This window comes from Vibrio ruber DSM 16370, from assembly GCF_900163965.1.
Lineage (GTDB): Bacteria > Pseudomonadota > Gammaproteobacteria > Enterobacterales > Vibrionaceae > Vibrio > Vibrio ruber.
The window spans coordinates 13,201-36,376 of record NZ_FULE01000027.1 but is presented as its reverse complement, the minus strand read 5'-3'; the positions used below and the strand labels follow the sequence as shown (position 1 = coordinate 36,376).

Annotated in this window: 20 protein-coding genes; 14 read left to right on the top strand and 6 right to left on the bottom strand. The window is 47.8% G+C overall.

Annotated features, from left to right (window positions below):
* Positions 1–215: 215 nt before the first annotated feature.
* The 4 genes from VR7878_RS09675 (at position 216) to VR7878_RS09660 (ending at position 4,080) form a co-directional block, all read left to right on the top strand.
* Entirely contained in the window at positions 216–1,904 is a 1,689-nt protein-coding gene (locus VR7878_RS09675; protein ID WP_077335663.1) for an NAD-dependent malic enzyme, read from the top strand.
* A 76-nt stretch (positions 1,905–1,980) separates the two neighbouring features.
* Positions 1,981–2,304 carry a DUF3392 domain-containing protein gene (locus tag VR7878_RS09670; RefSeq protein ID WP_077335661.1) on the top strand — a complete coding sequence of 108 codons (324 nt, stop codon included), beginning with the start codon at positions 1,981–1,983 and terminating at the stop codon, positions 2,302–2,304.
* Between the two features lie 96 nt (positions 2,305–2,400).
* A complete protein-coding gene (locus tag VR7878_RS09665; RefSeq protein ID WP_077335659.1) occupies positions 2,401–3,090 on the top strand; it encodes a SanA/YdcF family protein in 690 nt (229 codons plus the stop codon).
* A gap of 153 nt (positions 3,091–3,243) precedes the next feature.
* Entirely contained in the window at positions 3,244–4,080 is an 837-nt protein-coding gene (locus tag VR7878_RS09660; protein WP_077335657.1) for a DUF2797 domain-containing protein, read from the top strand.
* A 134-nt stretch (positions 4,081–4,214) separates the two neighbouring features.
* On the opposite strand, the gene VR7878_RS09655 is transcribed toward VR7878_RS09660, so the two are convergent.
* Both VR7878_RS09655 and VR7878_RS09650 read right to left on the bottom strand, forming a co-directional pair.
* Positions 4,215–5,444 carry a cysteine desulfurase-like protein gene (locus tag VR7878_RS09655; RefSeq protein WP_077335655.1) on the bottom strand — a complete coding sequence of 410 codons (1,230 nt, stop codon included), beginning with the start codon at positions 5,442–5,444 and terminating at the stop codon, positions 4,215–4,217.
* Entirely contained in the window at positions 5,428–6,084 is a 657-nt protein-coding gene (locus VR7878_RS09650) for a 2OG-Fe dioxygenase family protein (RefSeq protein ID WP_077335653.1), read from the bottom strand. Before VR7878_RS09650 ends, VR7878_RS09655 begins: the two co-directional genes overlap by 17 nt.
* A 667-nt stretch (positions 6,085–6,751) precedes the next feature.
* Between VR7878_RS09650 and trxB the strand changes: the two genes are divergently transcribed.
* From trxB to cydC, 3 genes are all read left to right on the top strand, one after another.
* Complete coding sequence (gene trxB, locus VR7878_RS09645; RefSeq protein ID WP_077335651.1) at positions 6,752–7,708, top strand: thioredoxin-disulfide reductase; 957 nt, start codon at positions 6,752–6,754, stop codon at positions 7,706–7,708.
* Between the two features lie 153 nt (positions 7,709–7,861).
* Positions 7,862–9,652 (top strand): heme ABC transporter permease/ATP-binding protein CydD, encoded by a 1,791-nt coding sequence (gene cydD, locus VR7878_RS09640; RefSeq protein ID WP_077335649.1) that lies wholly within the window; start codon positions 7,862–7,864, stop codon positions 9,650–9,652.
* Positions 9,645–11,366, top strand: a complete 1,722-nt coding sequence (cydC, locus tag VR7878_RS09635) for a heme ABC transporter ATP-binding protein/permease CydC (protein WP_077335647.1) — start codon at positions 9,645–9,647, stop codon at positions 11,364–11,366. Before cydD ends, cydC begins: the two co-directional genes overlap by 8 nt.
* 96 nt (positions 11,367–11,462) lie before the next feature.
* On the opposite strand, the gene rluB is transcribed toward cydC, so the two are convergent.
* The 3 genes from rluB to rnm all read right to left on the bottom strand — a co-directional run bounded on the left by rluB (position 11,463) and on the right by rnm (position 14,030).
* Positions 11,463–12,380, bottom strand: coding sequence for a 23S rRNA pseudouridine(2605) synthase RluB (rluB, locus tag VR7878_RS09630; RefSeq protein ID WP_059120635.1), 918 nt, complete (start codon positions 12,378–12,380; stop codon positions 11,463–11,465).
* A gap of 155 nt (positions 12,381–12,535) precedes the next feature.
* On the bottom strand, positions 12,536–13,156 hold the full coding sequence (locus tag VR7878_RS09625) for an L-threonylcarbamoyladenylate synthase (RefSeq protein ID WP_059120634.1): 621 nt from the start codon (positions 13,154–13,156) through the stop codon (positions 12,536–12,538).
* Positions 13,157–13,187: 31 nt separating this feature from the next.
* Positions 13,188–14,030, bottom strand: a complete 843-nt coding sequence (gene rnm, locus VR7878_RS09620) for an RNase RNM (RefSeq protein ID WP_077335645.1) — start codon at positions 14,028–14,030, stop codon at positions 13,188–13,190.
* 267 nt (positions 14,031–14,297) lie between these two features.
* On the opposite strand from rnm, the gene VR7878_RS09615 reads away from it, so the two are divergent.
* The 7 genes from VR7878_RS09615 to VR7878_RS09585 all read left to right on the top strand — a co-directional run bounded on the left by VR7878_RS09615 (position 14,298) and on the right by VR7878_RS09585 (position 22,537).
* Positions 14,298–15,896 (top strand): anthranilate synthase component 1, encoded by a 1,599-nt coding sequence (locus VR7878_RS09615; protein ID WP_077335643.1) that lies wholly within the window; start codon positions 14,298–14,300, stop codon positions 15,894–15,896.
* On the top strand, positions 15,889–16,473 hold the full coding sequence (locus VR7878_RS09610) for an aminodeoxychorismate/anthranilate synthase component II (RefSeq protein WP_077335641.1): 585 nt from the start codon (positions 15,889–15,891) through the stop codon (positions 16,471–16,473). The genes VR7878_RS09615 and VR7878_RS09610 overlap by 8 nt, the downstream gene beginning before the upstream one ends.
* A 51-nt stretch (positions 16,474–16,524) precedes the next feature.
* Positions 16,525–17,523: an anthranilate phosphoribosyltransferase gene (gene trpD / locus VR7878_RS09605; RefSeq protein ID WP_077335639.1), complete on the top strand. Its 999-nt coding sequence runs from the start codon at positions 16,525–16,527 to the stop codon at positions 17,521–17,523.
* 6 nt (positions 17,524–17,529) lie between these two features.
* Positions 17,530–18,939, top strand: coding sequence for a bifunctional indole-3-glycerol-phosphate synthase TrpC/phosphoribosylanthranilate isomerase TrpF (trpCF, locus tag VR7878_RS09600; protein ID WP_077335637.1), 1,410 nt, complete (start codon positions 17,530–17,532; stop codon positions 18,937–18,939).
* A gap of 45 nt (positions 18,940–18,984) precedes the next feature.
* Entirely contained in the window at positions 18,985–20,178 is a 1,194-nt protein-coding gene (trpB, locus tag VR7878_RS09595; RefSeq protein ID WP_077335635.1) for a tryptophan synthase subunit beta, read from the top strand.
* The gene (trpA, locus tag VR7878_RS09590; RefSeq protein WP_077335633.1) at positions 20,175–20,981 is read left to right on the top strand and encodes a tryptophan synthase subunit alpha; all 807 of its coding nucleotides are present in this window, start codon (positions 20,175–20,177) and stop codon (positions 20,979–20,981) included. The genes trpB and trpA overlap by 4 nt, the downstream gene beginning before the upstream one ends.
* Positions 20,982–21,220: 239 nt before the next feature.
* Entirely contained in the window at positions 21,221–22,537 is a 1,317-nt protein-coding gene (locus tag VR7878_RS09585; protein ID WP_205409444.1) for a dicarboxylate/amino acid:cation symporter, read from the top strand.
* 179 nt (positions 22,538–22,716) lie between these two features.
* On the opposite strand, the gene VR7878_RS09580 is transcribed toward VR7878_RS09585, so the two are convergent.
* A complete protein-coding gene (locus VR7878_RS09580) occupies positions 22,717–23,175 on the bottom strand; it encodes a DUF2846 domain-containing protein (protein ID WP_077335631.1) in 459 nt (152 codons plus the stop codon).
* Between the last annotated feature and the right edge of the window lies 1 nt (position 23,176).

The window sequence follows — 23,176 nt, the reverse complement described above, 5'->3', positions numbered from 1 at the left end:
TAGCTTACTGATATGAATAATTCATATTTTGTTTAACAAATAAACTTGTGTTTATTCACTAAAACGCAAACATTGATAAACCAGCTTCAAAAAATCCGACAATTAACCTGCGAGAATGAGGGAAACGTCAAATTGCCTCTATTTACAACCGACAGGAGTATCCGTAAAATTTGCTCCGGTTCCCCCTTCATCATCCTACAAAATATAGGCATACAATGAACAACGACAAACGCCCTTTATATATCTCCCATGCGGGCTCCATGCTTCTCAGTACACCACTGCTCAACAAAGGTGCAGCTTTTACCGCAGAAGAAAGAAGCTCATTTAACCTTGCCGGTCTGCTTCCCGAAGCAACGGAAACCATTCAGGAACAAGTTGTCCGTGCGTATCAGCAATATTGTAATTTCGATAATGACATGGATAAGCACATCTATCTTCGTAATATACAAGATACCAACGAGACACTCTTCTACCGGCTGGTTCAGAATCACATCACCGAGATGATGCCGATCATCTATACACCGACTGTCGGTGCAGCATGTGAAAACTTCTCTAATATTTATCGCCGTGGTCGGGGATTATTTATTTCCTATCCGAACCGCAATCAAATTGATGACATCCTCAATAATGCTTCTAACCATCACGTCAAAGTCATCGTCGTAACCGACGGTGAGCGCATTCTTGGTCTGGGCGATCAGGGGATCGGCGGTATGGGTATTCCAATCGGAAAACTGGCTCTGTATACCGCCTGTGGTGGCATTAGCCCGGCTTATACCCTGCCGATCGTGTTGGATGTCGGTACCAATAATCCCCAACGACTGGCAGACCCAATGTATATGGGCTGGCGTCATCCGCGAATTACCGGCGCTGAATACGATGCTTTCGTTGAAGAGTTCATCCAAGCCGTACAACGCCGCTGGCCGGATGCACTGGTTCAGTTTGAAGACTTCGCCCAGAAAAATGCCATGCCACTGCTTGAGCGTTACAAAGACCGGATTTGCTGTTTTAACGATGATATTCAGGGGACGGCCGCAATTACCGTCGGTTCTTTACTGGCTGCATGTAAAGCTGCGGGCAGCAAACTTTCAGAACAGCGAATCACCTTCTTAGGTGCCGGATCCGCTGGATGCGGGATTGCCGAAGCAATTATTGCTCAGATGGTTTCAGAAGGTATTTCCGATCAGCAAGCGCGCTCACAGGTCTATATGGTTGACCGTTGGGGATTACTTCAAGAAGGTATGCCAAACCTGCTGGATTTCCAACAACGTCTGGTTCAGAAAAAATCCAATACCCAAGATTGGGAAGCAGAAGGAACAGGGTTCTCACTGCACGATGTGGTTCGCGAAGCCAAGCCAACCGTGTTGATCGGTGTATCCGGTGCTCCGGGACTCTTCAGCGAAGAAATCATCCGCGAAATGCACCAACACTGTCCGCGTCCGATTATCTTCCCGTTATCTAACCCGACAAGCCGGGTGGAAGCTTTGCCAAGCGATTTGATCGCATGGACAAACGGCGAAGCGCTGGTTGCAACCGGTAGCCCGTTTGAACCGGTCATGTTAGGCGACAAGCTCTATCCGATTGCTCAGTGTAACAATAGTTATATTTTCCCCGGCATCGGGCTTGGTGTACTGGCAGCCAATGCAAAACGTGTCACCAAGGAAATGCTGATGGAATCAAGCCGGGCATTGGCTGAATGTTCACCACTGGCCATCAATGGTCACGGTTCACTCCTGCCACCTTTGGAAGCAATTCACTCTGTTTCGAAGAAAATTGCAATGGCGGTCGCGAAAAAAGCCATTGAACAAGGCGTTGCTGATGCAATTACACCGGAAGCACTGGAGCAAGCAATCGAGCGTAACTTCTGGCAACCGGTTTATCGTCGTTATAAGCGAGTTGCATTCTAAAAACAGTTAACGATATCAATATGATAAAATAAGCCTCTGTTACAGAGGCTTTTTATTTGCAAGGATCATTCATACCATGTTGCACTTTTTCAATCCTGCGGGACAATATCTCGCCCCTTATCTGGAAGAGATTGCCATTGCATTGATTGCCTGCCTGCTGGTGATGCTGGGTGGCGAAATTAATGCGCTATTACGCCGCATGTTGCGTAATCAGCACTTTGTCATTCGCACATTTACCTTTATATTACTCAATGCATTCGGTTATGGATTTATCATCGTCAAACTAAGCCCTGACTTAGCTCGGACACTTGCCCATTTAGAACGAGGCACCATGTTTGTCGTTGTCATTGTCAGTTTTGTTGGTATTGGGCTCTGGGCCCAAAAAAACCGGCAAATATAATTCAGTAAAAGGTATATCGTTATCCACTCTCGTTTCAGTAAATATTGCACCGACAGCGGTTATATCAGCAGGATATGCCGCTGGTGCTTTCAGGTAATGAAAGGCTTGCTTGTCATGCTGCTGATTCTGGCCGTGTCGCTGTACGCCATCGATCGCTGGATTAGTTGGAAAACACAAAACCAGATACTCACCAATACAGATCATCTTGAGCATTACCAAGTTGCAGTGGTGTTAGGCACCAGTAAATATCTGGGACGAGTCCTCAATGCGTATTACACCCATCGTATAGAGGCCGCGATTGAGCTCTACCGTTCAGACAAAGTGACCCATTTTTTACTCAGCGGTGATAATGCGCACCGTTCCTACAATGAACCATGGACCATGAAACGTGATCTGATGAAAGCTGGTATCCCGGAGCAAGATATCGCTTTAGACTATGCCGGGTTCAGAACGCTCGATTCGATTGTCCGCGCTAAAAAGATCTTTGATACCAATCATTTTCTGATTATTACGCAACGTTTCCATTGTGAACGGGCTCTGTTTATCGCCAACTATCATCAAATTGATGCTGCTTGTTTCGCTGTCCCCGGCCCGACTCACGGAACGGATCTCAAAATAAGAATCCGTGAGATTTTTGCCCGGGCCCGGGCGATCCTCGATCTGTTTATCATCGATGCCAAACCGAAGTTCCTTGGTCCTAAAGAGCCGATTTTCTCCGATGATGCACCGGCACAAATATCTGAAAGCCCCTCTGCCGATACAAAAAATCCTCACACCGCTGAGTAAACTCGCGAGAAGAGACCCGATTCTGTTAAGATCAGCGGATAATGGCGGTCAATCATCAAAACGGGAACATCACGCGGTCCAATAAGCTGCAGCCCGTTTTGCTGTAAACCGCTTCATTGATTATTTATTTCAACCATAAAAAAGAGCAATGTCATGTCTTCAGTCATCAAGGGAACCCTCAGTAAACTACGTGCGACCCTCAACCCAAGCACCGAGTATTTTCTCCCGGTCGGAGAAACGGAAGTCGCCTTAAATCCACTGATCGGTCGCTCACTATCCCTCACCTATACCGGCAATATATATTGCTGTCATTGCGGCAAACGCACGAAAAAAAGTTACGCGCAGGGGCATTGCTATGTCTGTATGCAGAAGTTAGCCAGTTGCGATATGTGTATTATGAAGCCGGAAACCTGTCACTATGAGCAAGGGACCTGCCGGGAACCGGAATGGGCACAATCACACTGTATGACCGACCATTATGTCTATCTATCTAACACATCCGGTCTCAAAGTCGGTATTACCCGTCATTCTCAGATTCCGACCCGCTGGATCGATCAAGGGGCGACACAAGGATTACCGATTTTCAAAGTGAAGAATCGTTATATTTCCGGCTTAATCGAAGTCGAATTGGCGCAGCATATTGCCGATAAAACCAACTGGCGCACCTTATTAAAAGAAGATCAAGATCCGCTTGCGCTTCATGAACAGGCAGAAAAACTGCGCCCATTAGTTGAGGAGACGATTGCAACCATCCGTCAAACATACGGAGAAGATGCCGTCACAGCGGTCAATCCGGACATCACTGATATCCAGTTCCCGGTGCAACAACACCCGACCAAAATCGTGTCACACAATTTTGATAAAAATCCCCAAGTATCCGGCCTCTTACAGGGGATTAAAGGACAGTATCTGATTCTGGATACCGGGGTGATTAACATTCGTAAATTCACATCATATGAAGTTGAATTTCAACCGCTTGAGTCCAATTGAAACCACCTCGATAGTTAGAGAACTCACCGGGTAGCATTAATATTACCACGATGATGTGTGGTATATGATGTGTGAGAACAATCATGTTCCACACATCATATTCGCCCACTTATCCCTTATCCCGATCACTGCAATTAAGCTTCTTCCAGACGACGCAAATGTTCAAATAAATGATGAATTTCCGCTTCAGTGTTGTAGTGCATCATTCCGATACGCAGCACACCATGACTTTCAAGTCCTAAGCGTCGCACCAACCCCAAAGCATAAAAGTGGCCATGCCAGACACAAATATTCTGCTCTCCCAAAGCTTTGGCAATTACCGCCGGGGTATGATGTGCAAAACGCAGCGCAAACGTCGGGGTTCTTACCGCACTGTCAGCGACATCAGCGCCGTACAACTGTGCTGAAGTCAACGTATCTGTCAGTGATAAGAACAACGCAGCTAACCGTTGCTCATGCTGTTGATACTGTGTGAAGCTCTCAGCCAGCCTCATTCTAAGTGAGTCCTCCGCGTTGCCCCATTGAGCAAGATATTCAATGGCACCGATCACACCAGCCAAACCTTCAAAATTCAGTGTCCCCGTTTCATAACGCCCCGGGCCGGCATTTGGCGCCGGCTCAACTTTATATGGCATAAAATGCGCCAGCCAGCGTGGCGCAATGTACAAAATACCGATATGGGGACCATAAAATTTATACGCGGAACAGACAAGGAAATCACAATCCAATGCCTGAACATCAATTAACTGATGCGGGGCAAAATGAACCGCATCAACATAGACCAATGCCCCGACCCGATGCGCAGCTTCGATGATGCGCCGGATATCAACAATCGCTCCCGTGGTATTCGACGCATAGGTCACGGCCACCAGCCGCGTTCGTTCACCGATGAGAGAGAGGAGATGCTCAACATCCAGTGAACATTGATTCTCATCCACCCGGGCCTGACGGATCACGGCTCCTCGGTCAGTGGCTGCCTGCTGCCAGCTCGACACATTGGCATAATGATCCAGCTCAGTGACAATCACTTCATCCCCACTTTGCCATTCGCGACTGATAATCCGGCTCAGATGGAACGTCAGCGTGGTCATATTTGCCCCGAACACAATATTCTCCGGTGCCGGGGCATTCAGCAATGCCTGACCCGCTTCTCTCGCCTGCGTCACCAGCCGACTGGTGTGAAAACTCGTCGGGTAATACCCGCCCACATTTGCAGTCCCGCCGGAAAGATACTGTGTGATTTGCTCTCCGACAATCGCCGGGACTTGGCTTCCGCCCGGCCCGTCAAAGAACAGCGGTAATGCTGATTCATCCTGCCGGAATACCGGAAATTGCTGGCGGGCAGCCTCAGGCGTGAAATTCATGGTTACCATCCTTCGCCGTAAGGACAAACACATCCATATGCCCTTCTTCACCATGTTCTATCGCACGGATCGGGGTCGCGTTATGCCAGAGCGCACTATCGGCCACCATCGCCACTTCACCATCCTCCAACACCTTACGGAAAAACGGAGCGGCATGATTATCCTGATAAAGCATCAGTTCTCCGCCGACAATATTATGACGATCAATCCCGATCATCGCGATATAGTCGTAACCGTCCTGATGAACCCCTTCCGGGGACACCATTGTTTCATCGAACACCGATGCTATGCGCATTTGATGAATATCGATAATTTGTCCGTCCGGTAAACCATTGGCTTCGACAAATAACTCGCACATCTCCCGTAAACCCTCACTCTTCAGTGTTTCTTGCAACACGGGTTCAAACTGACGCTTAATATCCCCCTGAAACGGGTTATATTGACTGGATTGCGTGAAATCGTGTTTATCCACTTCAACCACCTTGCCACCGACGAACTGAACCACCGAATAACGTCTGAGCCGGTATTGCCCGTCGGCATGGGTTGTATGAGGGAGTTGTCGGAACGAAGGTGCCAGTTGATGGATCGCCGTATCACTCAGATGAGTAATATGCAGTGTATTCTCATGTTGATGAATCATATTCAATTCCTCTACCAAGAATTAGCATGATTTTACATTTTTATAACAAAAGAATAGTCGATTCATTTGTATTTTCCATAAAAAGTAAATCAAAATACAATTAAAAATAACAAATTCAGGATATTGAACTAAAACATCATTAAAAACTGTACTATCCCTTCAACAAAGCAACAAAAGCACAGCAATATTCGGAACTTTTACCTAGGGGTTGTTGACCTTTCGTGGTTGAATTTTGTTCAATCTGAACGGGTATTGATCGCGGCGCGGGGCATGCCGCTTAGCTATCCTAAGCAAATGACCCGCAACAAAGAGCAAGACACGTTCAGATGAACCCTCTGGGCAGCATTTGTCGCTCATTTATCCAGCGTTAGGTCATGGTTCATGTAGATCGCTACACTTCACATGACCTGCCTTGACTAAATGCACGACAAATTGCTGCAAAAAACATCACGAAAGATCAACAGCCCCTAGATCCTCACACCTAATGAACGCGGATAACGCCAACCGAAATCACGACTAAAAAGTTCGCGTAACCCATTGCTTTATCTCCCCACTGCCATCTATAACCTTTTCTTTCATAATATGCTTTTTTTCATACTTTTATTGAATGAAGGAATCTCCTACAATCATGAGTCAGATAGAATAAAACGATTCCCTCGAGGATAAGATGAGCAACATAAAGCATTCTAAATTGATGATTCTTGGTTCCGGACCTGCCGGTTATACAGCCGCGGTTTATGCAGCTCGCGCCAATCTGAATCCTGTGCTGATTACCGGTATGCAACAGGGTGGTCAGCTGACCACAACGACGGAAGTCGAAAACTGGCCCGGAGACGCAGAAGGGCTCACCGGACCGGGGTTAATGGAGCGCATGAAAGCTCATGCAGAACGTTTCCAGACCGAGATTATTTTTGATCACATTAATGAAGTAGATTTCAGCCAGCGACCTTTTACGCTCAAAGGTGACAGTCAAACCTACACCTGTGATGCCCTGATCATCTCAACTGGCGCATCAGCCAAATATTTGGGACTTCCTTCAGAAGAAGCATTTCAGGGTCGCGGGGTGTCTGCTTGCGCAACGTGTGATGGTTTCTTTTATCGTAATCAGAAAGTCGCAGTTGTCGGGGGTGGTAATACCGCAGTTGAAGAAGCACTATACTTAGCCAACATCGCGTCTGAAGTACACCTCATCCACCGCCGGGATAGTTTCCGTGCGGAGAAAATTCTGATTGATCGTTTGATGGATAGAGTCGCGAACGGTCAGATTATTTTACATACTGACCGCACGCTGGAAGAAGTCACGGGTGATGAAATGGGTGTCACCGGCGTACGTCTGAAAGACACCAAATCAGATACGATTGAGTCGCTTGATGTGATGGGCGTATTCATTGCTATTGGTCATCAACCGAATACTGAAATGTTTCAAGGCCAGTTAGAAATGAAGAACGGTTATATTATCGTTCAGTCCGGTCTGGAAGGAAATGCGACGCAAACCAGTATTGCGGGTATTTTCGCTGCCGGTGATGTGATGGATCATAATTATCGTCAGGCAATTACCTCGGCTGGAACAGGTTGCATGGCTGCACTAGATGCAGAACGTTATCTTGATAGCCTGTCAGAATAAGTGCATTATTTTTCACCATTTTTGAAGTGAAATCCCCTCAACCCGGTGGTGTCCCCACTGGGTTTTATTTTGTATACTAGTTGCTTGCGGGTGTACCGTGATACCGACTGGTAAACGCACCTTAATCAACTCATTCCTATAAAAGCCTTTACAATGGATAAGAATAAACAACGTAGCTTAAACCACTGGCTCCGCCAACAAAGCAAACTGGCAAAGCGCTGGCTGATGCTTGCTGTCGGGCTCGGTGTCCTCTCCAGTATTTTCTTACTGTTCCAAGCGGCTTTGCTGGCCTCGATCTTACACCAACTGATTATTGAACAGACGCCGAAAACGGATTTAATCCCTCATTTTCTGGGACTTGCAGCGCTCATTGCTGTGAGAGCAGGACTGAGTTGGGGACGAGAGATCGCCGGATTCAAATGCGGAGAGCAGATCAGAATCTATATCAGGCAACTGATTCTGGATAAACTCAGAGAGATGGGGCCGGCCTATATCAAAGGAAAACCGGCAGGTAGCTGGGCGACACTCGTCCTTGAACAAGTCGAAAACATGCACGACTTTTTTGCCCGGTACCTCCCCCAGATGTCACTGTCCGTGATGATTCCGTTTGTCATCCTCGTCGCGGTGTTCCCTGTCAATTGGGCTGCCGGATTGATTTTTCTGCTGACTGCACCATTAGTCCCTCTGTTTATGGCGCTGGTCGGAATTAAAGCTGCGGAAGCGGCACAAAAAAACTTCAAAGCACTGCAACGCCTCTCCGGCCATTTTTATGATCGCCTTCAGGCGATGACCACGATTCGTATGTTTGACCGGACCCAAGCCGAAGCCGAACATCTACGTGCAGCATCCGAAGTGTTTCGGATGAGAACCATGGATGTTCTGAGAATTGCTTTCCTTTCCTCTGCGGTATTGGAATTTTTCACTTCTGTTTCTATTGCCCTGACTGCGGTCTATTTCGGTTTCAGTTTTATCGGGGAACTGAATTTCGGTTATTACGGGGCAGAAATTACCTTATTCACCGGACTATTTGTGCTGATCCTCGCACCTGAGTTTTATCAGCCATTGCGGGATTTGGGAACCTTCTACCATGCAAAACAGCAAGCCGTTGGCGCAGCCGAAAGTATCGTTGAGTTTCTCCAAATCGATGTCAATGAGGTTAAATCCGGCACACAACCGGTTCCGACACCTGAAGAGATCACCATCGAAGCAGATGGCCTGGAAGTCATCAGCCCCGAAGGAAAAAGATTGGTCGGCCCGGTTTCATTCCGCCTCAATTCTCACGAAACGACCGCTTTAGTCGGTCCGAGCGGTGCGGGAAAAACCTCGCTGGTACAGGCGATTTTAGGCTTTATGCCTTATCGGGGAAAATTGCTGATCAATGGCGTTGACTTGCACGATCTCTCCCATGAAGACTGGCGGCAACTGATTAGCTGGGTCGGGCAAAATCCGTTACTGGTTCACGGGACAATTCGTGACAACGTCACCTTAAGTAAACGCCAGATTACTGATGAACAACTTGAAAATGCCCTCAAAGATTCTTTTGCGGCTGACTTTGTCGAAAACCACGGGCTGGATTACCTGATCAGTGACCGTTCCGGCGGGCTGTCTGTCGGTCAGGCTCAGCGACTTGCCCTCGCCCGGGCCATGCTGCAAAACGGTTCGTTCTGGTTGCTGGATGAACCGACTGCCAGCCTTGATGCCAGAAGTGAACAGTTAGTCATGCAGGGGCTGGCCAAACAGATTCATCAGCACACGACTTTACTGGTCACGCATCAACTTGCCCAACTCCAGAGCGTAGATAACATTCTTGTGATGCAAGACGGGAGAATCGTCCAGTCAGGCCATTATCAGACACTCAGTCATGAAGAGGGGTTATTTAAATCGATGTTAGCCGCCAATCATACACCGCAACCTGAACATCAGAAGGGGAATCTTGATGCGTGATTTGATCCCATTTCTCAAACTGTATAGAAAACATTGGTTTGGCCTGACACTCGGGATGATACTGGCTTTCTTGACCCTATGCGCATCTATTGGCTTACTGACACTATCCGGCTGGTTTTTGTCAGCAGCAGCAGTGGCCGGTTTAGGTGTCGCCCGACAATCGTTCAACTACATGTTACCCAGTGCTTTTGTCCGCGGTTTCGCAATCGGACGCACCGCGGGGCGATGGGGCGAACGAGTGGTCAGTCACAATGCAACCTTTAAAGTGTTGGCAGATCTACGGATTTTCTTTTTTAAGCAACTGTCGCCACTTATTCCCGGGCGAATCGCCAATCTCCGCGATGCCGATCTGCTCAATCGTCTGGTCGCTGATGTTGATGCGATGGATCATGTCTATCTGCGTCTGATCAGCCCCGTGATGATCGGTGTATTGGGCGTATTGGTGCTTTCTGCATTTCTGTACTGGTTTGACCCGGCGGTCGGCCTGACTCTCGGTGCAATTTTACTGGTCTTGCTGCTGTCTTGGCCGGTGCTATTTTACAAACTCGGCAAACGTAACGGTGCAGCGCTTACCCAAAGCAAAGCGAATTTTCGGGTGACCCTGCTCGACTGGATTCAAGGCTATAGCGAGCTGACGATTTTTGGTGCAGAACCAACGTATCGCCAAGCGATGCTGCACGATCAGCAAGATTTGATCTCACGGCAGTACATCAACACCCGTTATAGCGGATTTGCTCAGGCACTGCTCATGCTGGCCAGCGGCTGGACACTGGTATTCATGCTATGGTTTGTCGGCAATGGTGTCGGTCAGGCCGAGCCGGATCCGATGATCGCCATGGTGGTATTTGCCACCATGGCCAGTTTTGAACTGTTAATGCCGATTGCCGGTGCATTTCAGCATTTAGGTCAGACGCTCACGTCAGCGAGACGCTTGAATGAGGTGTTATCATCAGCGCCTGAAGTCACATTTCAGACCGAGCCGACACAACATAATGGCGCATTCGACATCCGCTTTGAGCAAGTTCATTTTCATTATCCGGAACATCAGCAACGTGTACTGACAGAGATTGATCTCCATATTCCCGCCGGACATAAAGTCGCAATTGTCGGTCAGACAGGTTCCGGCAAATCGACCCTGCTCCAGTTAATTTCCCGCTACTGGGATCCGAGTCAGGGTAAAGTTTCAATTGCCGGAACGGATCTGAAAAACTGGAATGAACACGATCTTCGCGCCTGTATGAGTATTGTCAGTCAACGGGTTGATATCTTAAACGGTACACTACGTGAGAACTTACAAATCGCGGCACCGGATGCTGATGATATGACTTACACCCAAGTTCTCAGTCAAGTCGGGCTGGATAAACTCCTTGACGAACCGGGACTGGATATCTGGTTAGGCGATGGTGGTCGTCATCTCTCCGGTGGTGAAAAACGTCGCCTGGGGATTGCCCGGGCTCTGCTCCATCAGGGCGATATTCTCTTGTTGGATGAACCGACAGAAGGACTGGATAAGCAGACCGAACAACAAATTATGGATTTGTTGCGCACTCATTATGCACACAAAACCGTTATTTTCATTACGCACCGCTTAATAGAGCTGGAACGGATGGACGCGATCTGCTTGATTGAACAGGGTCAGATTGTTGAATATGGCCGTCATGAAGCGCTCATGGCACAGCAAGGGCGGTATTATACGCTCAACCAGACACTGTAATGGTGTCGGCTTACCGGACAAAACACGGGATAAAAAAAGGTGCTTTCAAAGCACCTTTTTTATTGAATCTCACGATGTTCATTCAACCACTGCGGTCTAGCGTTGACGCCCTTTCGCCTGAGGCGCTGCTTTCTGGCCTCGCTGGTTTCTTCCTTTCGGTGCGGAAATTCGCTCTTCGTGACGTTTGACTGCCCGGCGAATTTTCTGACTTCTTGCCCGTTCGCGCTTGCGGGAAGTATTGTCTTTAGACACATCGATCATAGTGCGTTGTTCTGGTCGCAGTTCAACCAGTTTACGCAAATAATTCACTTCCGATAAACTGAGTTCAACCCAGCCACCGCGAGGTAACGCTTTATCGAGAAAGATATCGCCGTAACGGACACGCTTCAACCGGCTCACGGTCGTGTCTTGCGACTCCCACAAGCGACGGACTTCGCGGTTACGTCCTTCGTTGATCACCACATAAAATGTGTGATTCATTCCTTCCCCACCGGCGTATACGACGTCTTCAAAACGTGCAACCCCGTCTTCCAGCTCAACCCCACGAACAAGGTTCTTGATTTTCTGCTCGTTAATTTCGCCAAATACACGCACTAAATACTCACGTTCAACCTGACGGCTTGGATGCATCAATCGGTTGGCAAGTTCGCCATCGGTTGTAAATAACAACAGTCCGGACGTATTCGCATCCAGACGACCAACTGAAATCCAGCGTGAACCCCGGATTTTCGGCAGTCGGTCAAAAACAGTTCTGCGCCCTTCGGGATCATGCCGTGTGCATAATTCCCCTTCAGGTTTATAGTAAGCGAGCACCCGACATACCAATTCTTCATCGGCTTTCATTGAGACGACGTGTCCGTCAATCCGAATCACGGCACTTTCATCTTCTAAGCGCTCACCCAAAACAGCTACCTTGCCATTAACACTGACACGCCCGGCCCGAATCAACGTTTCTAACTCACGACGTGAGCCATGACCTGCGCGTGCTAAAACCTTTTGTAACTTCTCGCTCATTAACTTACCTTGCTTGTCGTCTTCTCAGACGTCGAATAAAAAATGCGACCACAAAATCGCGGTCGCACATTATCTCAAATCAAAGTGAAAAAAGCATCTATTTTGATAATACGTTTTGGCCATACGATTTCAGCAAAACTGTCGTTGCAACATCGTCATTTAAACGGTGCCGGATCACCCGCTCCCAGCCGTTGAACCACCATTTCATCTTCACTGAAGTCAATCACGGTTGTCGGCTGCTCTCCGAGGTATCCCCCATTGAGAATCACATCAACAACATGTTCCAGCGAATCACGAATTTCATCCGGATCGGATTCCGTGGTGTCTTTGCCCGGCAGAATCAACGAGGTTGACATCAGTGGCTCGCCGAGCGCTTCGAGCAAATCCAGCGCAATCCGGTTGTCCGGCACCCGGATACCAATGGTTTTCCGTTTCGGATTCATTAACCGCCGCGGGACTTCTTTGGTGCCTTTAAAGATAAAGGTATAAGGCCCCGGGGTATTGTTTCGCAACAATCGGAACGCAGTATTATCCACTCTGGCATACAGCGAAAGCTCAGACAGATCCCGGCACAACAGCGTAAAATTGTGTTTATCATCCAAACGACGGATTTGGCAAATGCGTTCCAGTGCCCGTTTATTCTCTAATTGGCATCCCAATGCATAACCAGAGTCAGTCGGATAAACAACAACCCCGCCATTACGAATAATCGCCACAGCCTGATTGATTAGTCGGGCTTGTGGATTTTCTGGATGAACATAAAAATACTGACTCATTATTACTCCTCACCATCGAGCAACTCGATGCTTACTCTACGGACAAGCCCCAATCTTTCCATACAGGTTCAATATCAGAAGGCAACCAAAGATTCCGACCTAACTCCATCCACGGAGAAGGATAATGGAAATCACTACCCTGAGAGGCTAGCAGTTTGTATTGTAACGCATAATTGGTCAGATTGCGCCTTTCCTGAGGGGCTTGTTGTGGTTGAGCCACTTCCATCGCATCTCCACCGGCCTCGGCAAATGCTTCAATCAAACGTTTCAGCCATTTGGTTGTCAGTTGATATCGTCCCGGATGCGCCAATACTGCTTGTCCGCCGGCCGCGTGAATTGCTTCAATCGCATCCTGCATCGAACACCAGTCCGGCGGGACATAGCCCGGCTGATTGCGGGTTAAATATTTTTTAAATACCTGCTGCATGGTCTTCACATAGCCATTTTCAACCAGCCATTGTGCAAAGTGAGCCCGGGTTATCGCCGCATCACCGGCAATTGCTTTGACTTCTGCGAGAATGCCCGGTCGGGTCACTTTCTCCAGGCGTTCCGCAATTATCGTCGCACGCGTATCGCGACGCTGCTTTTGCTGTGTTATCAGATCATGCAACGCCGCAGAAGTAACATCGACATTCAGCCCGACGATATGAATATCTTTGTTTTGCCAAACCGTCGAGATTTCAATGCCATCAATCAAACGGATCGGTAACTGTTGTGCATCGATAAACCGGTGCGCCGCATCTAAACCATCCACACAATCATGATCAGTAATCGCCAGCACATCAATATCAAACGAAACAGCACGAAGCAGAAGTTCTTCCGGAGATAATTTTCCATCGGAAGCGATGGTGTGACTATGTAAATCTATTTTCATCATTTTTTTGATTTTTCACCAATAAAAGCTTGACTTCAAACCTTCGCACTAGTTTACTAGTACAAAAATACACAACTGGACTCAGAGCCCCCATGTTACAAGAATTCAACATTAATCCAAAATCTCTCACCCTGATTTTGATTAGACAGGTTTCTGACGGGCAGGCAGATCGGTTGTAGAACGGATTGAATCTCTATCAGCATCGCGTCTGCGCGCTGACAACGCAAGTCGCTGGCGACGAAGGTATTAAGAATAAAGGATCAGTAAATGAATAACACCATTGATATTACGCAGCTCGGCACACTGCGCCTTCTGTCAGAAACCTTGCCCTATTCTGCAGACCCAACCGCTGTATTTCACACCTTATGTGGCGACAGAAGCGATTGCCTGCTGCTCGAATCGGCAGAGATTGATTCGAAAGCAAATCTGAAAAGTCTGCTTCTGATTGATGCTGCGGTGCGAGTGATCTGTTTTGGACATGAAGTGACGTTTCATGCACTGACAGACAACGGAGAACATCTGATTCATCACCTGATTCAGAATATTAAACCCGGAGTTGCCAGAACTCTGACCGGGCAAACGCTGACGCTCCACTTCGAGGCACCACAGACGGGGCTTGATGAAGACAGCCGCTTGCAACAGTCTTCGTCGTTTGATGCCCTGCGTCTGATTCAGCATAGTTTCGACCTGACCGGACTGGACAAACATGCCATATTTTTAGGCGGACTGTTTGCTTACGACCTCGTTGCCAATTTTGAGCCGCTGGGTAATGCTGAGGCCACCAACCAATGCCCTGACTATGTATTTTATGTGGCTGAATCCTTGATGATTATTGACCATCAAAACGGCAGTTGTCATGTTCAGGGGTCGCTGTTTAATCCGGATGAACAGACAACCGAGAGGCTATCACAACGACTGAAATCGATTGTTCATCAATGTCAGGACATTCAGCCGCTTCCTCCGGTAGCAGTCGGCCATGATGTGACGGTTTCCCCCTCGATGAGTGACACTGAATACTGTGATGTGGTCGATAATCTGAAACAGTATATTGTTCAAGGGGATATTTTTCAGGTTGTCCCTTCCCGGCGTTTTATTCTGCCATGCCCGTCCCCGTTAGCCGCTTATAAAAAACTCAAAGAAACCAACCCAAGTCCTTATATGTTTTACATTCAGGATGAAAAGTTTACCTTGTTCGGCGCCTCTCCGGAAAGCGCCCTCAAATATGGCAGTGATAACAATCAAATTGAGATCTATCCAATTGCGGGAACCCGCCCGCGTGGTAAAAACCCTGACGGTTCAATCAATTTCGATCTTGATGGCCGGCTGGAATTAGATCTTCGTAATGACAAAAAAGAGAATGCCGAACACATGATGCTGGTTGATTTAGCCCGCAATGACGTCGCCAGAATTGCTGAACCCGGCACCCGCTATCTTGCTGATCTGCTGAAAACTGACCGCTACAGTCATGTGATGCACTTAGTTTCCCGGGTCGTGGGTCAACTGAGACATGATCTGGATGCCCTGCACGCCTATCAGGCGTGTATGAATATGGGAACGTTGACCGGAGCGCCCAAGATCAGAGCGATGCAATTAATTCGTGCAGTTGAACAAGAGCGCCGGGGCAGCTACGGCGGTGCCGTCGGTTATATGACAGGTGAAGGTGATCTCGATACTTGTATCGTGATTCGCTCAGCTTATATCGAAAATGGTATTGCCAGCGTTCAGGCTGGTGCCGGTGTCGTTTACGATTCTGACCCACAGGCAGAAGCGGATGAAACCAGAGGAAAGGCTCAGGCCGTCATTGCTGCAATTCAGATGGCTCATCAGGCATCAGACCGCCCACAGGGAGAAAAACGTCATGGCTAATCTCATTTTTATCGACAATTTTGATTCATTTACCTACAACCTGGTTGATCAGTTCCGTTCACTCGGCCATCAGGTCACTATTTATCGGAATAATATCGAAGCCTCTCAAATCATGGCGACAATCAATCAGACTGAAGATCCTGTCGTTGTTCTTTCACCCGGCCCGGGTGCTCCTTCTGAAGCGGGCTGTATGCCGGAACTGTTACAACAGGTAATAGGTCAGGTGCCGGTGATCGGTATCTGTCTGGGTCATCAGGCGATTGTTGAAGCCTATGGCGGCCGGGTTGCAGGTGCGGGAGAAATCGTCCACGGCAAAGTCTCACTGATGGCACATCAAGCTCATACCGTTTATCAGGGCTTACCATCACCGATGACCGTGGCAAGATACCACTCTTTGGTTGCCTTAGAGATTCCCGAAACATTAACCATCACCGCTGAAGTGGACGGCTTAACCATGTCTGTGATTCATGAACAACACAAAGTGTGCGGCTTTCAATTTCATCCGGAATCAATCATGACAACTTATGGCGCAAAACTACTGGCCAATACCATTGAGTGGGCACTTCAAAAGAACTAAACCGAAATATGATTGACCAAACTAAAGTATCAAGCGAAGGAAAAGGACCACATGCAACCAATCATTGATAAACTGTTCTCACAGGTTTCATTATCTCAAGAGGAAGCCCATATCCTTTTTAGTCAGATTATTCGGGGTGAAATGGCACCGATTCTGATGGCCGCAATGTTAACGGCACTGAAACTCAAAGGTGAAACGCCCGAAGAAATCTCCGGTGCCGTACAGGCGTTGTTGGATAACGCTACCCCATTCCCTCGCCCTGACTACGATTTTGCCGATATTGTCGGTACCGGTGGCGACGGTGCAAATACCTTTAATATTTCGACGACCGCTGCATTTGTCGCTGCGGCCTGCGGTGTCAAAGTTGCCAAGCATGGTAACCGGGGCGTATCAAGCAAATCCGGATCGTCTGACCTGCTGGATGCATTCGGTATCGATCTGGCGATGACACCTCTGGCAACCCGGGAAGCACTCGACGAACTGGGGGTCGCTTTTCTGTTTGCCCCGCAGTACCATGGTGGCGTCCGGCACGCAATGCCTGTGCGTCAAACCCTCAAAACCCGAACGATTTTCAATATTCTCGGTCCGCTTATCAATCCGGCACGGCCGAATATCGAGCTGATGGGCGTTTATGACCCAGACCTCATTCAGCCGATTGCTCAGACCATGTTGAAAATGGGCATGAAACGCGCAGCGGTGGTTCATGGTTCCGGGCTGGATGAAGTCGCCATTCACGGCCCGACACTGGTGGCAGAAATACGAGATCAAACAATCACTGAATATCTCTTAACACCAGAAGACTTCGGATTAAAAACGTATCCTTTATCTGCGATTCAGGGCGGAACACCTGAAGAAAACCGTCAACTGATTGAAAATCTGTTGACGGGTAAAGGAACAGAGGCACAAATGGCGGCAGTCGCAGTGAATGTTGCACTATTACTGCGTCTCTTCGGCCGCGAAGATTTAAAAGCCAATACCCAACAAGCAATTGATATTATGCAATCAGGACAGGCATTCCAACGAGTCCGTCAACTTGCACAGCGGAGCTAATACAACATGACGACACAGTTATCAGAACACATCACTACAGAACATACGGAAATGGCAGAAGTCCTCGTCAAGATTGTGCGCGATAAACATCTCTGGCTTGAACAACGTCAACAAAGTCAGCCATTAGCCAGCTTTAAGCATTTACTTAAACCTTCAGACCGCAGTTTTTATGATGCGTTAAACACAGGAAAAGCAGCGTTTATTCTCGAATGCAAAAAAGCATCGCCTTCCAAAGGGCTGATCCGCGACGTATTTGATCTCGACTATATCGCATCGGTCTACAAGCAGTATGCCAATGCAATTTCGATTCTGACCGACGAGAAGTATTTTCAGGGAAATTTTGAATTTATTCCTCAGGTGCGCAATCAGGTGACTCAGCCGGTTCTGTGTAAAGATTTCATGGTCGATACTTATCAGGTTTATCTGGCTCGCCACTATGGGGCGGATGCCATCCTGCTCATGCTCTCCGTTTTAGACGATGAAACTTATCAGACACTGGCTCAGGTTGCTCATCAACTTAACATGGGGATTTTAACTGAAGTCAGCAATGAGGCTGAACTGGAGCGAGCCGTCGCCCTCAACGCAAAAGTGATCGGGATTAATAACCGTAATCTGAGAGACTTAACAACCGACCTGAGTCGAACCAAAGCACTGGCACCGAAACTACCAAAAGGCACCACGATTATTTCGGAGTCTGGCATATATACCCATCAGCAAGTCCGGGAGCTCTCTGCCTATGCGCAAGGTTTCCTGATCGGCAGTTCTTTAATGTCCGAGCAAAATCTGGAAATGGCGGTTCGCCGTGTGGTGCTCGGTGACAACAAAGTTTGCGGACTGACCCGTCCGGATGATGCTGCTCAGGCTTTCCGTGCCGGTGCCGTCTATGGCGGACTCATTTTTGTCGAAGCCTCCCCGCGCTATACCTCACCGGAGTCCGCTCGTGTGACCATGTCCGGTGCACCACTCAAATATGTCGGTGTATTTCAAAATCACACGGTTGAACAGGTGACAGAAATTGCGCATCAACTGCAATTAAGCGCGGTTCAGCTCCACGGTGACGAAGATCAAGCCTATGTGAACCAGCTCAGAGAGGTGCTGGCTCCTGATATCGCGATCTGGAAAGCTTACCCGGTTTCAGACCAGCTTCCGGCACGATTATCACAGCATATCGATCGTCATTTATACGATACCAAAGTTGGTCAACAGAGCGGCGGTACCGGACAAACATTTGACTGGCAACAACTGACCCAAGTAGAAGGCGTCATACTTGCCGGCGGTTTATCGCCGGAGAATGCCAAACAAGCGGCCGCGCTCGGATGTAACGGACTGGATTTCAATTCAGGAGTCGAATCGGCACCCGGCATCAAGGACGCAGACAAGTTACAGCAAGCATTTCAAAAAATCAGAGATTACTAAAGGTCGGAATACCGATACCTGACAGAACAGCAAAAGGAATCAATCATGTCTAAACTTAACGCCTACTTCGGCGAGTTCGGTGGCCAGTTTGTCCCACAAATACTGGTTCCGGCACTCGATCAGTTAGAACAGGCTTTTATCGACGCTCAGGAAGATCCTGAATTCCAAGCCGAATTCATGTCGCTGCTGCAAGAATATGCGGGCCGTCCGACAGCACTCACTCTTACTAAAAATCTAACCAAAAATACCAAAACCAAACTGTACCTCAAACGAGAGGATTTACTACACGGAGGAGCCCATAAAACCAATCAGGTACTCGGACAAGCCCTGTTGGCAAAACGCATGGGTAAGCATGAAATCATCGCAGAAACCGGTGCCGGTCAGCACGGTGTGGCCACAGCGATTGCCTGTGCCCTGTTGGGGTTAAAGTGCCGCGTCTACATGGGGGCCAAAGATGTTGAACGTCAAAGCCCGAATGTGTTTCGGATGCGTTTGATGGGGGCAACCGTTATTCCTGTCCACTCGGGATCATCAACACTCAAAGATGCTTGTAACGAGGCAATGCGAGACTGGTCTGCAAGCTACGAAACATCCCACTATTTATTAGGGACGGCTGCAGGCCCCCACCCATTCCCGACGATTGTCAGGGAATTCCAACGCATCATCGGAGAAGAAACAAAGCATCAAATTTTGGCTCGGGAAGGCAAACTACCGGATGCCATCATCGCCTGTGTCGGCGGTGGCTCGAATGCAATTGGTATCTTTGCTGACTTTATCGAAGAAGAAAATGTTCGCCTCATCGGTGTCGAACCCGGCGGAAAAGGGATTGAAACCCATCAACACGGCGCCCCGTTGAAATATGGTAAAACCGGTATTTATCTCGGCATGAAATCACCACTGATGCAGGATGCGCACGGCCAGATTGAAGAATCTTACTCTGTTTCTGCCGGCCTCGATTTCCCGTCCGTCGGTCCGCAACATGCCCATTTAAATGCTATCGGCAGAGCCGAATATGAAAACATTACTGATGACGAAGCACTGGATGCATTTCAGGAACTGGCTCGCCATGAAGGGATTATCCCTGCCCTTGAGTCATCTCATGCTTTAGCACATGCGCTGAAGATGGCACGCAGCGAACCCGAAAAAGAGCAAGTTCTGGTGGTGAACCTATCCGGACGGGGTGATAAAGATATTTTCACCGTCCACAAAATATTAGAAGAAAAAGGAGTGCTGTCATGAATCGTTACCAAACACTTTTCCAACAACTGGCGGAAAAGAATCAAGGTGCATTTGTTCCTTTTGTAACCATTGGTGACCCGACTCCGTCACTCTCTTTAGAAATTATCAATACGTTGATTGAAGCAGGTGCGGACGCACTGGAATTGGGTATCCCGTTCTCTGATCCACTTGCAGACGGACCAACGATTCAGGGAGCGAATATGCGGGCTCTCGAAGCAAATACCACGCCTGATATCTGCTTTGAACTCATTACGCAAGTGCGGCAAAACCATCCGGATTTACCGATTGGTCTGCTTGTGTATGCCAATCTGGTCTACACCCGTGGCATTGACGATTTTTATCATCGCTGCCAACGGGCCGGAGTCGATTCCGTTCTGATCGCTGATGTGCCGACCAACGAAAGCGAAGATTTTATTCGTTCAGCCGAAAAGTATGGGATTGAACCGATTTTCATTGCTCCGCCAACGGCAGACCAGCAAACCTTACAAACTGTCGCATCATACAGCAAAGGCTATACTTATCTCCTTTCTCGTGCGGGAGTCACCGGTGTAGAAACCAAAGCCGGAATGCCTGTAGATAATCTCCTGAAAACCCTGAAAGAATATCAGGCTCCGCCTGCATTACTCGGCTTCGGTATTTCAGAACCGGAGCAGGTGAAACAGGCTTTGGCTGCGGGTGCGGCAGGCGCAATCTCAGGCTCAGCAGTAGTCAAAATTATTGAATCCAATCAACACGATACCTCAACACTTCTGACACAGCTCCATCAGTTTGTCTCTGAGATGAAAGCTGCTACGCAGTTATAATCCATTGAATCGGCGGTTTCTACAACAGAAACCGCCAATCATACCACATAGGGTTATTCAAACTCATTCACATAAACAATTATTTTACATTTAAGACATAATTCAGCATAATTTCCTACTCTCGATATCTTTTGCCAAACGTTTGCGTAAATTTTCTGTCTATTGAGATTTTTGATAACAGATACCTTGATCAGGAAAAGATATCAGTGTAAAAACCTAACCGGAATATTTACCCACAAATGTTATTAATGTTAGTGGGTAATCCTAGGAAATTGCAAATTAATAACACAAGGGTTACGGAAGTGTTAAAAGAGAAGAGTTTATTATCAAATATTGGTGTTCAGGTTGTCATTGCGATGATTCTGGGTTCGATTGTAGGTGCCACTATGGGGCACGATGCTGCAATGTTCTCACCACTCGGGGCTATCTTTATCAATCTGATTAAGATGCTGGTCATTCCATTGGTTGCCGTTGCACTGATTTCAGGCTCTGCCGGTTTGGGGAACAGCCATTCCGCAGGTAAAGTCGGTGCCGTGACTCTAGGGTACTTTGCCGTCACTTCAGCGCTGGCAGTTGCCTTAGCACTCTTGATGGGACACATTTTCCAACCCGGTATCGGTATTGATGTTTCAGGTGTTGAGGGGATGTTCTCTTCTGAATATGCATCAAAAGGTGAGCTTCCTACTTTTTGGGCGACTATTATCGGTATGATCCCAACCAACGTTTTCAAATCACTGAATAACGCGAATATTCTACAAATATTGGTATTCTGCCTCTTCTTCGGTGTCGCGCTGGCCAAACAGAGTGAAGAAAGACGTCAACCCATCATCAATGGTGTCAACACGATTGTTGATGCGATGGTTTGGATGATCAACAAAGTCATGGTTATTGCACCAATCGGTGTTTTCGGCCTGATGGCAGAAGCGGTCGGTACATTTGGTTTCAGTGCCCTGACGGTTGTGCTTAAACTCTTTGTTGTCTATGTTGCCGCTATTCTGATTTTTGGTTTCATTGTCTATCCACTGATGATTCAGGTGTTTACCAAAACGTCTGCACGTAAGTTCATTGGCGCAATGAAAAAACCACAAGCCGTTGCCCTTTCGACAGCATCATCAATGGCTACCCTGCCAGTCACGATGGATACCGTTGAAAACGACCTTGGTGTCAGAAACTCAACCGCATCATTCGTTCTCCCGCTGGGTGCGACGATCAATATGTCCGGTAACGCAATTTACTACGGACTGGTTGCCATTTTCTTTGCTCAACTGTTTAACATCGATCTGAGCATGGGGTCTTACATCGCCATTATCGTCACAGCAACACTCGGTGCTGTCGGTCAGGCTGGTGTTCCGGGACCTTCTTTCCTTGTCGTTGCCGTCCTGCTTGCAGCCGGGATTCCAATTGAAGGCCTGCCGCTATTATTTGCACTGGATCGTATCTTCGACATGATTCGTACCGCACTGAATATTACCGGTGACGCCGCCTGTGCAGTGATTGTCGATTCTCTTATCGAAGAGCCGGCAACAGAAGAAAAGACCGTAGAACAAGAAGCATAACGCCTTATTCATTGTAGATTGATCTTCAAAAACCACTCATTCGTGAGTGGTTTTTTGTTATATCGCTTCTTGTTATATAAGCTGGGCGCTCAATACTTTGTACTGCTCCCATAAAAAAACAGGTTCAACGCTCATCACGGAACCTGCTTCATCAGTTCAAAAAAGACTCAATCCGATCACTATTGACTACAGTGACCCTGCTTTGCCATTTTTAGCTTTTGAATGGTTTTCTTGGCTTCTTCGGCATTCATTTCTTCCAGACCGGCACCGCCGACAAATACACCCAGTTTAATATATTGTTTAATAAAGTAGTTTTCACCACTCTTTGTTGCCACCGATAATACATTCGGAGAAAACTCTGATTCAGTTGAAACCTGATGGGCTTGATTACCGGCCACTTCTTTATAAAAGAAAACATCAGGTGCAGTTTCCCCGACACACTCACCGTCAACCCATACGTCTTTTTTCAACGCTCCGCCTAAAGCGCCTGAACGATAAATATATAATCCGGCATGACCTTTAGAAGGTGGGTTAAACGCTTTTGCTTGATTAGTTGTCGCATCATCTTCCAATGGAACCGATGCACAACCAGCAAATAAAATAGAAGCACAAGCGACTGCAACTAGCCTTTTATACATG

Excerpts from the sequence above, each read along its gene's own strand:
- cydC (WP_077335647.1), top strand. The coding sequence starts at position 9,645 with ATGCGTGATTTGATCCCATTTCTCAAACTGTATAGAAAACATTGGTTT.
- VR7878_RS09655 (WP_077335655.1), bottom strand. The coding sequence starts at position 5,444 with ATGAATTTCACGCCTGAGGCTGCCCGCCAGCAATTTCCGGTATTCCGG.
- trpCF (WP_077335637.1), top strand. The coding sequence starts at position 17,530 with ATGACGACACAGTTATCAGAACACATCACTACAGAACATACGGAAATG.
- VR7878_RS09580 (WP_077335631.1), bottom strand. The coding sequence starts at position 23,175 with ATGTATAAAAGGCTAGTTGCAGTCGCTTGTGCTTCTATTTTATTTGCT.
- VR7878_RS09610 (WP_077335641.1), top strand. The coding sequence starts at position 15,889 with ATGGCTAATCTCATTTTTATCGACAATTTTGATTCATTTACCTACAAC.
- VR7878_RS09615 (WP_077335643.1), top strand. The coding sequence starts at position 14,298 with ATGAATAACACCATTGATATTACGCAGCTCGGCACACTGCGCCTTCTG.
- VR7878_RS09665 (WP_077335659.1), top strand. The coding sequence starts at position 2,401 with ATGAAAGGCTTGCTTGTCATGCTGCTGATTCTGGCCGTGTCGCTGTAC.
- rluB (WP_059120635.1), bottom strand. The coding sequence starts at position 12,380 with ATGAGCGAGAAGTTACAAAAGGTTTTAGCACGCGCAGGTCATGGCTCA.
- VR7878_RS09670 (WP_077335661.1), top strand. The coding sequence starts at position 1,981 with ATGTTGCACTTTTTCAATCCTGCGGGACAATATCTCGCCCCTTATCTG.
- trpB (WP_077335635.1), top strand. The coding sequence starts at position 18,985 with ATGTCTAAACTTAACGCCTACTTCGGCGAGTTCGGTGGCCAGTTTGTC.
- trxB (WP_077335651.1), top strand. The coding sequence starts at position 6,752 with ATGAGCAACATAAAGCATTCTAAATTGATGATTCTTGGTTCCGGACCT.
- rnm (WP_077335645.1), bottom strand. The coding sequence starts at position 14,030 with ATGAAAATAGATTTACATAGTCACACCATCGCTTCCGATGGAAAATTA.
- VR7878_RS09675 (WP_077335663.1), top strand. The coding sequence starts at position 216 with ATGAACAACGACAAACGCCCTTTATATATCTCCCATGCGGGCTCCATG.
- VR7878_RS09625 (WP_059120634.1), bottom strand. The coding sequence starts at position 13,156 with ATGAGTCAGTATTTTTATGTTCATCCAGAAAATCCACAAGCCCGACTA.
- trpD (WP_077335639.1), top strand. The coding sequence starts at position 16,525 with ATGCAACCAATCATTGATAAACTGTTCTCACAGGTTTCATTATCTCAA.
- cydD (WP_077335649.1), top strand. The coding sequence starts at position 7,862 with ATGGATAAGAATAAACAACGTAGCTTAAACCACTGGCTCCGCCAACAA.
- trpA (WP_077335633.1), top strand. The coding sequence starts at position 20,175 with ATGAATCGTTACCAAACACTTTTCCAACAACTGGCGGAAAAGAATCAA.
- VR7878_RS09660 (WP_077335657.1), top strand. The coding sequence starts at position 3,244 with ATGTCTTCAGTCATCAAGGGAACCCTCAGTAAACTACGTGCGACCCTC.
- VR7878_RS09585 (WP_205409444.1), top strand. The coding sequence starts at position 21,221 with ATGTTATTAATGTTAGTGGGTAATCCTAGGAAATTGCAAATTAATAAC.
- VR7878_RS09650 (WP_077335653.1), bottom strand. The coding sequence starts at position 6,084 with ATGATTCATCAACATGAGAATACACTGCATATTACTCATCTGAGTGAT.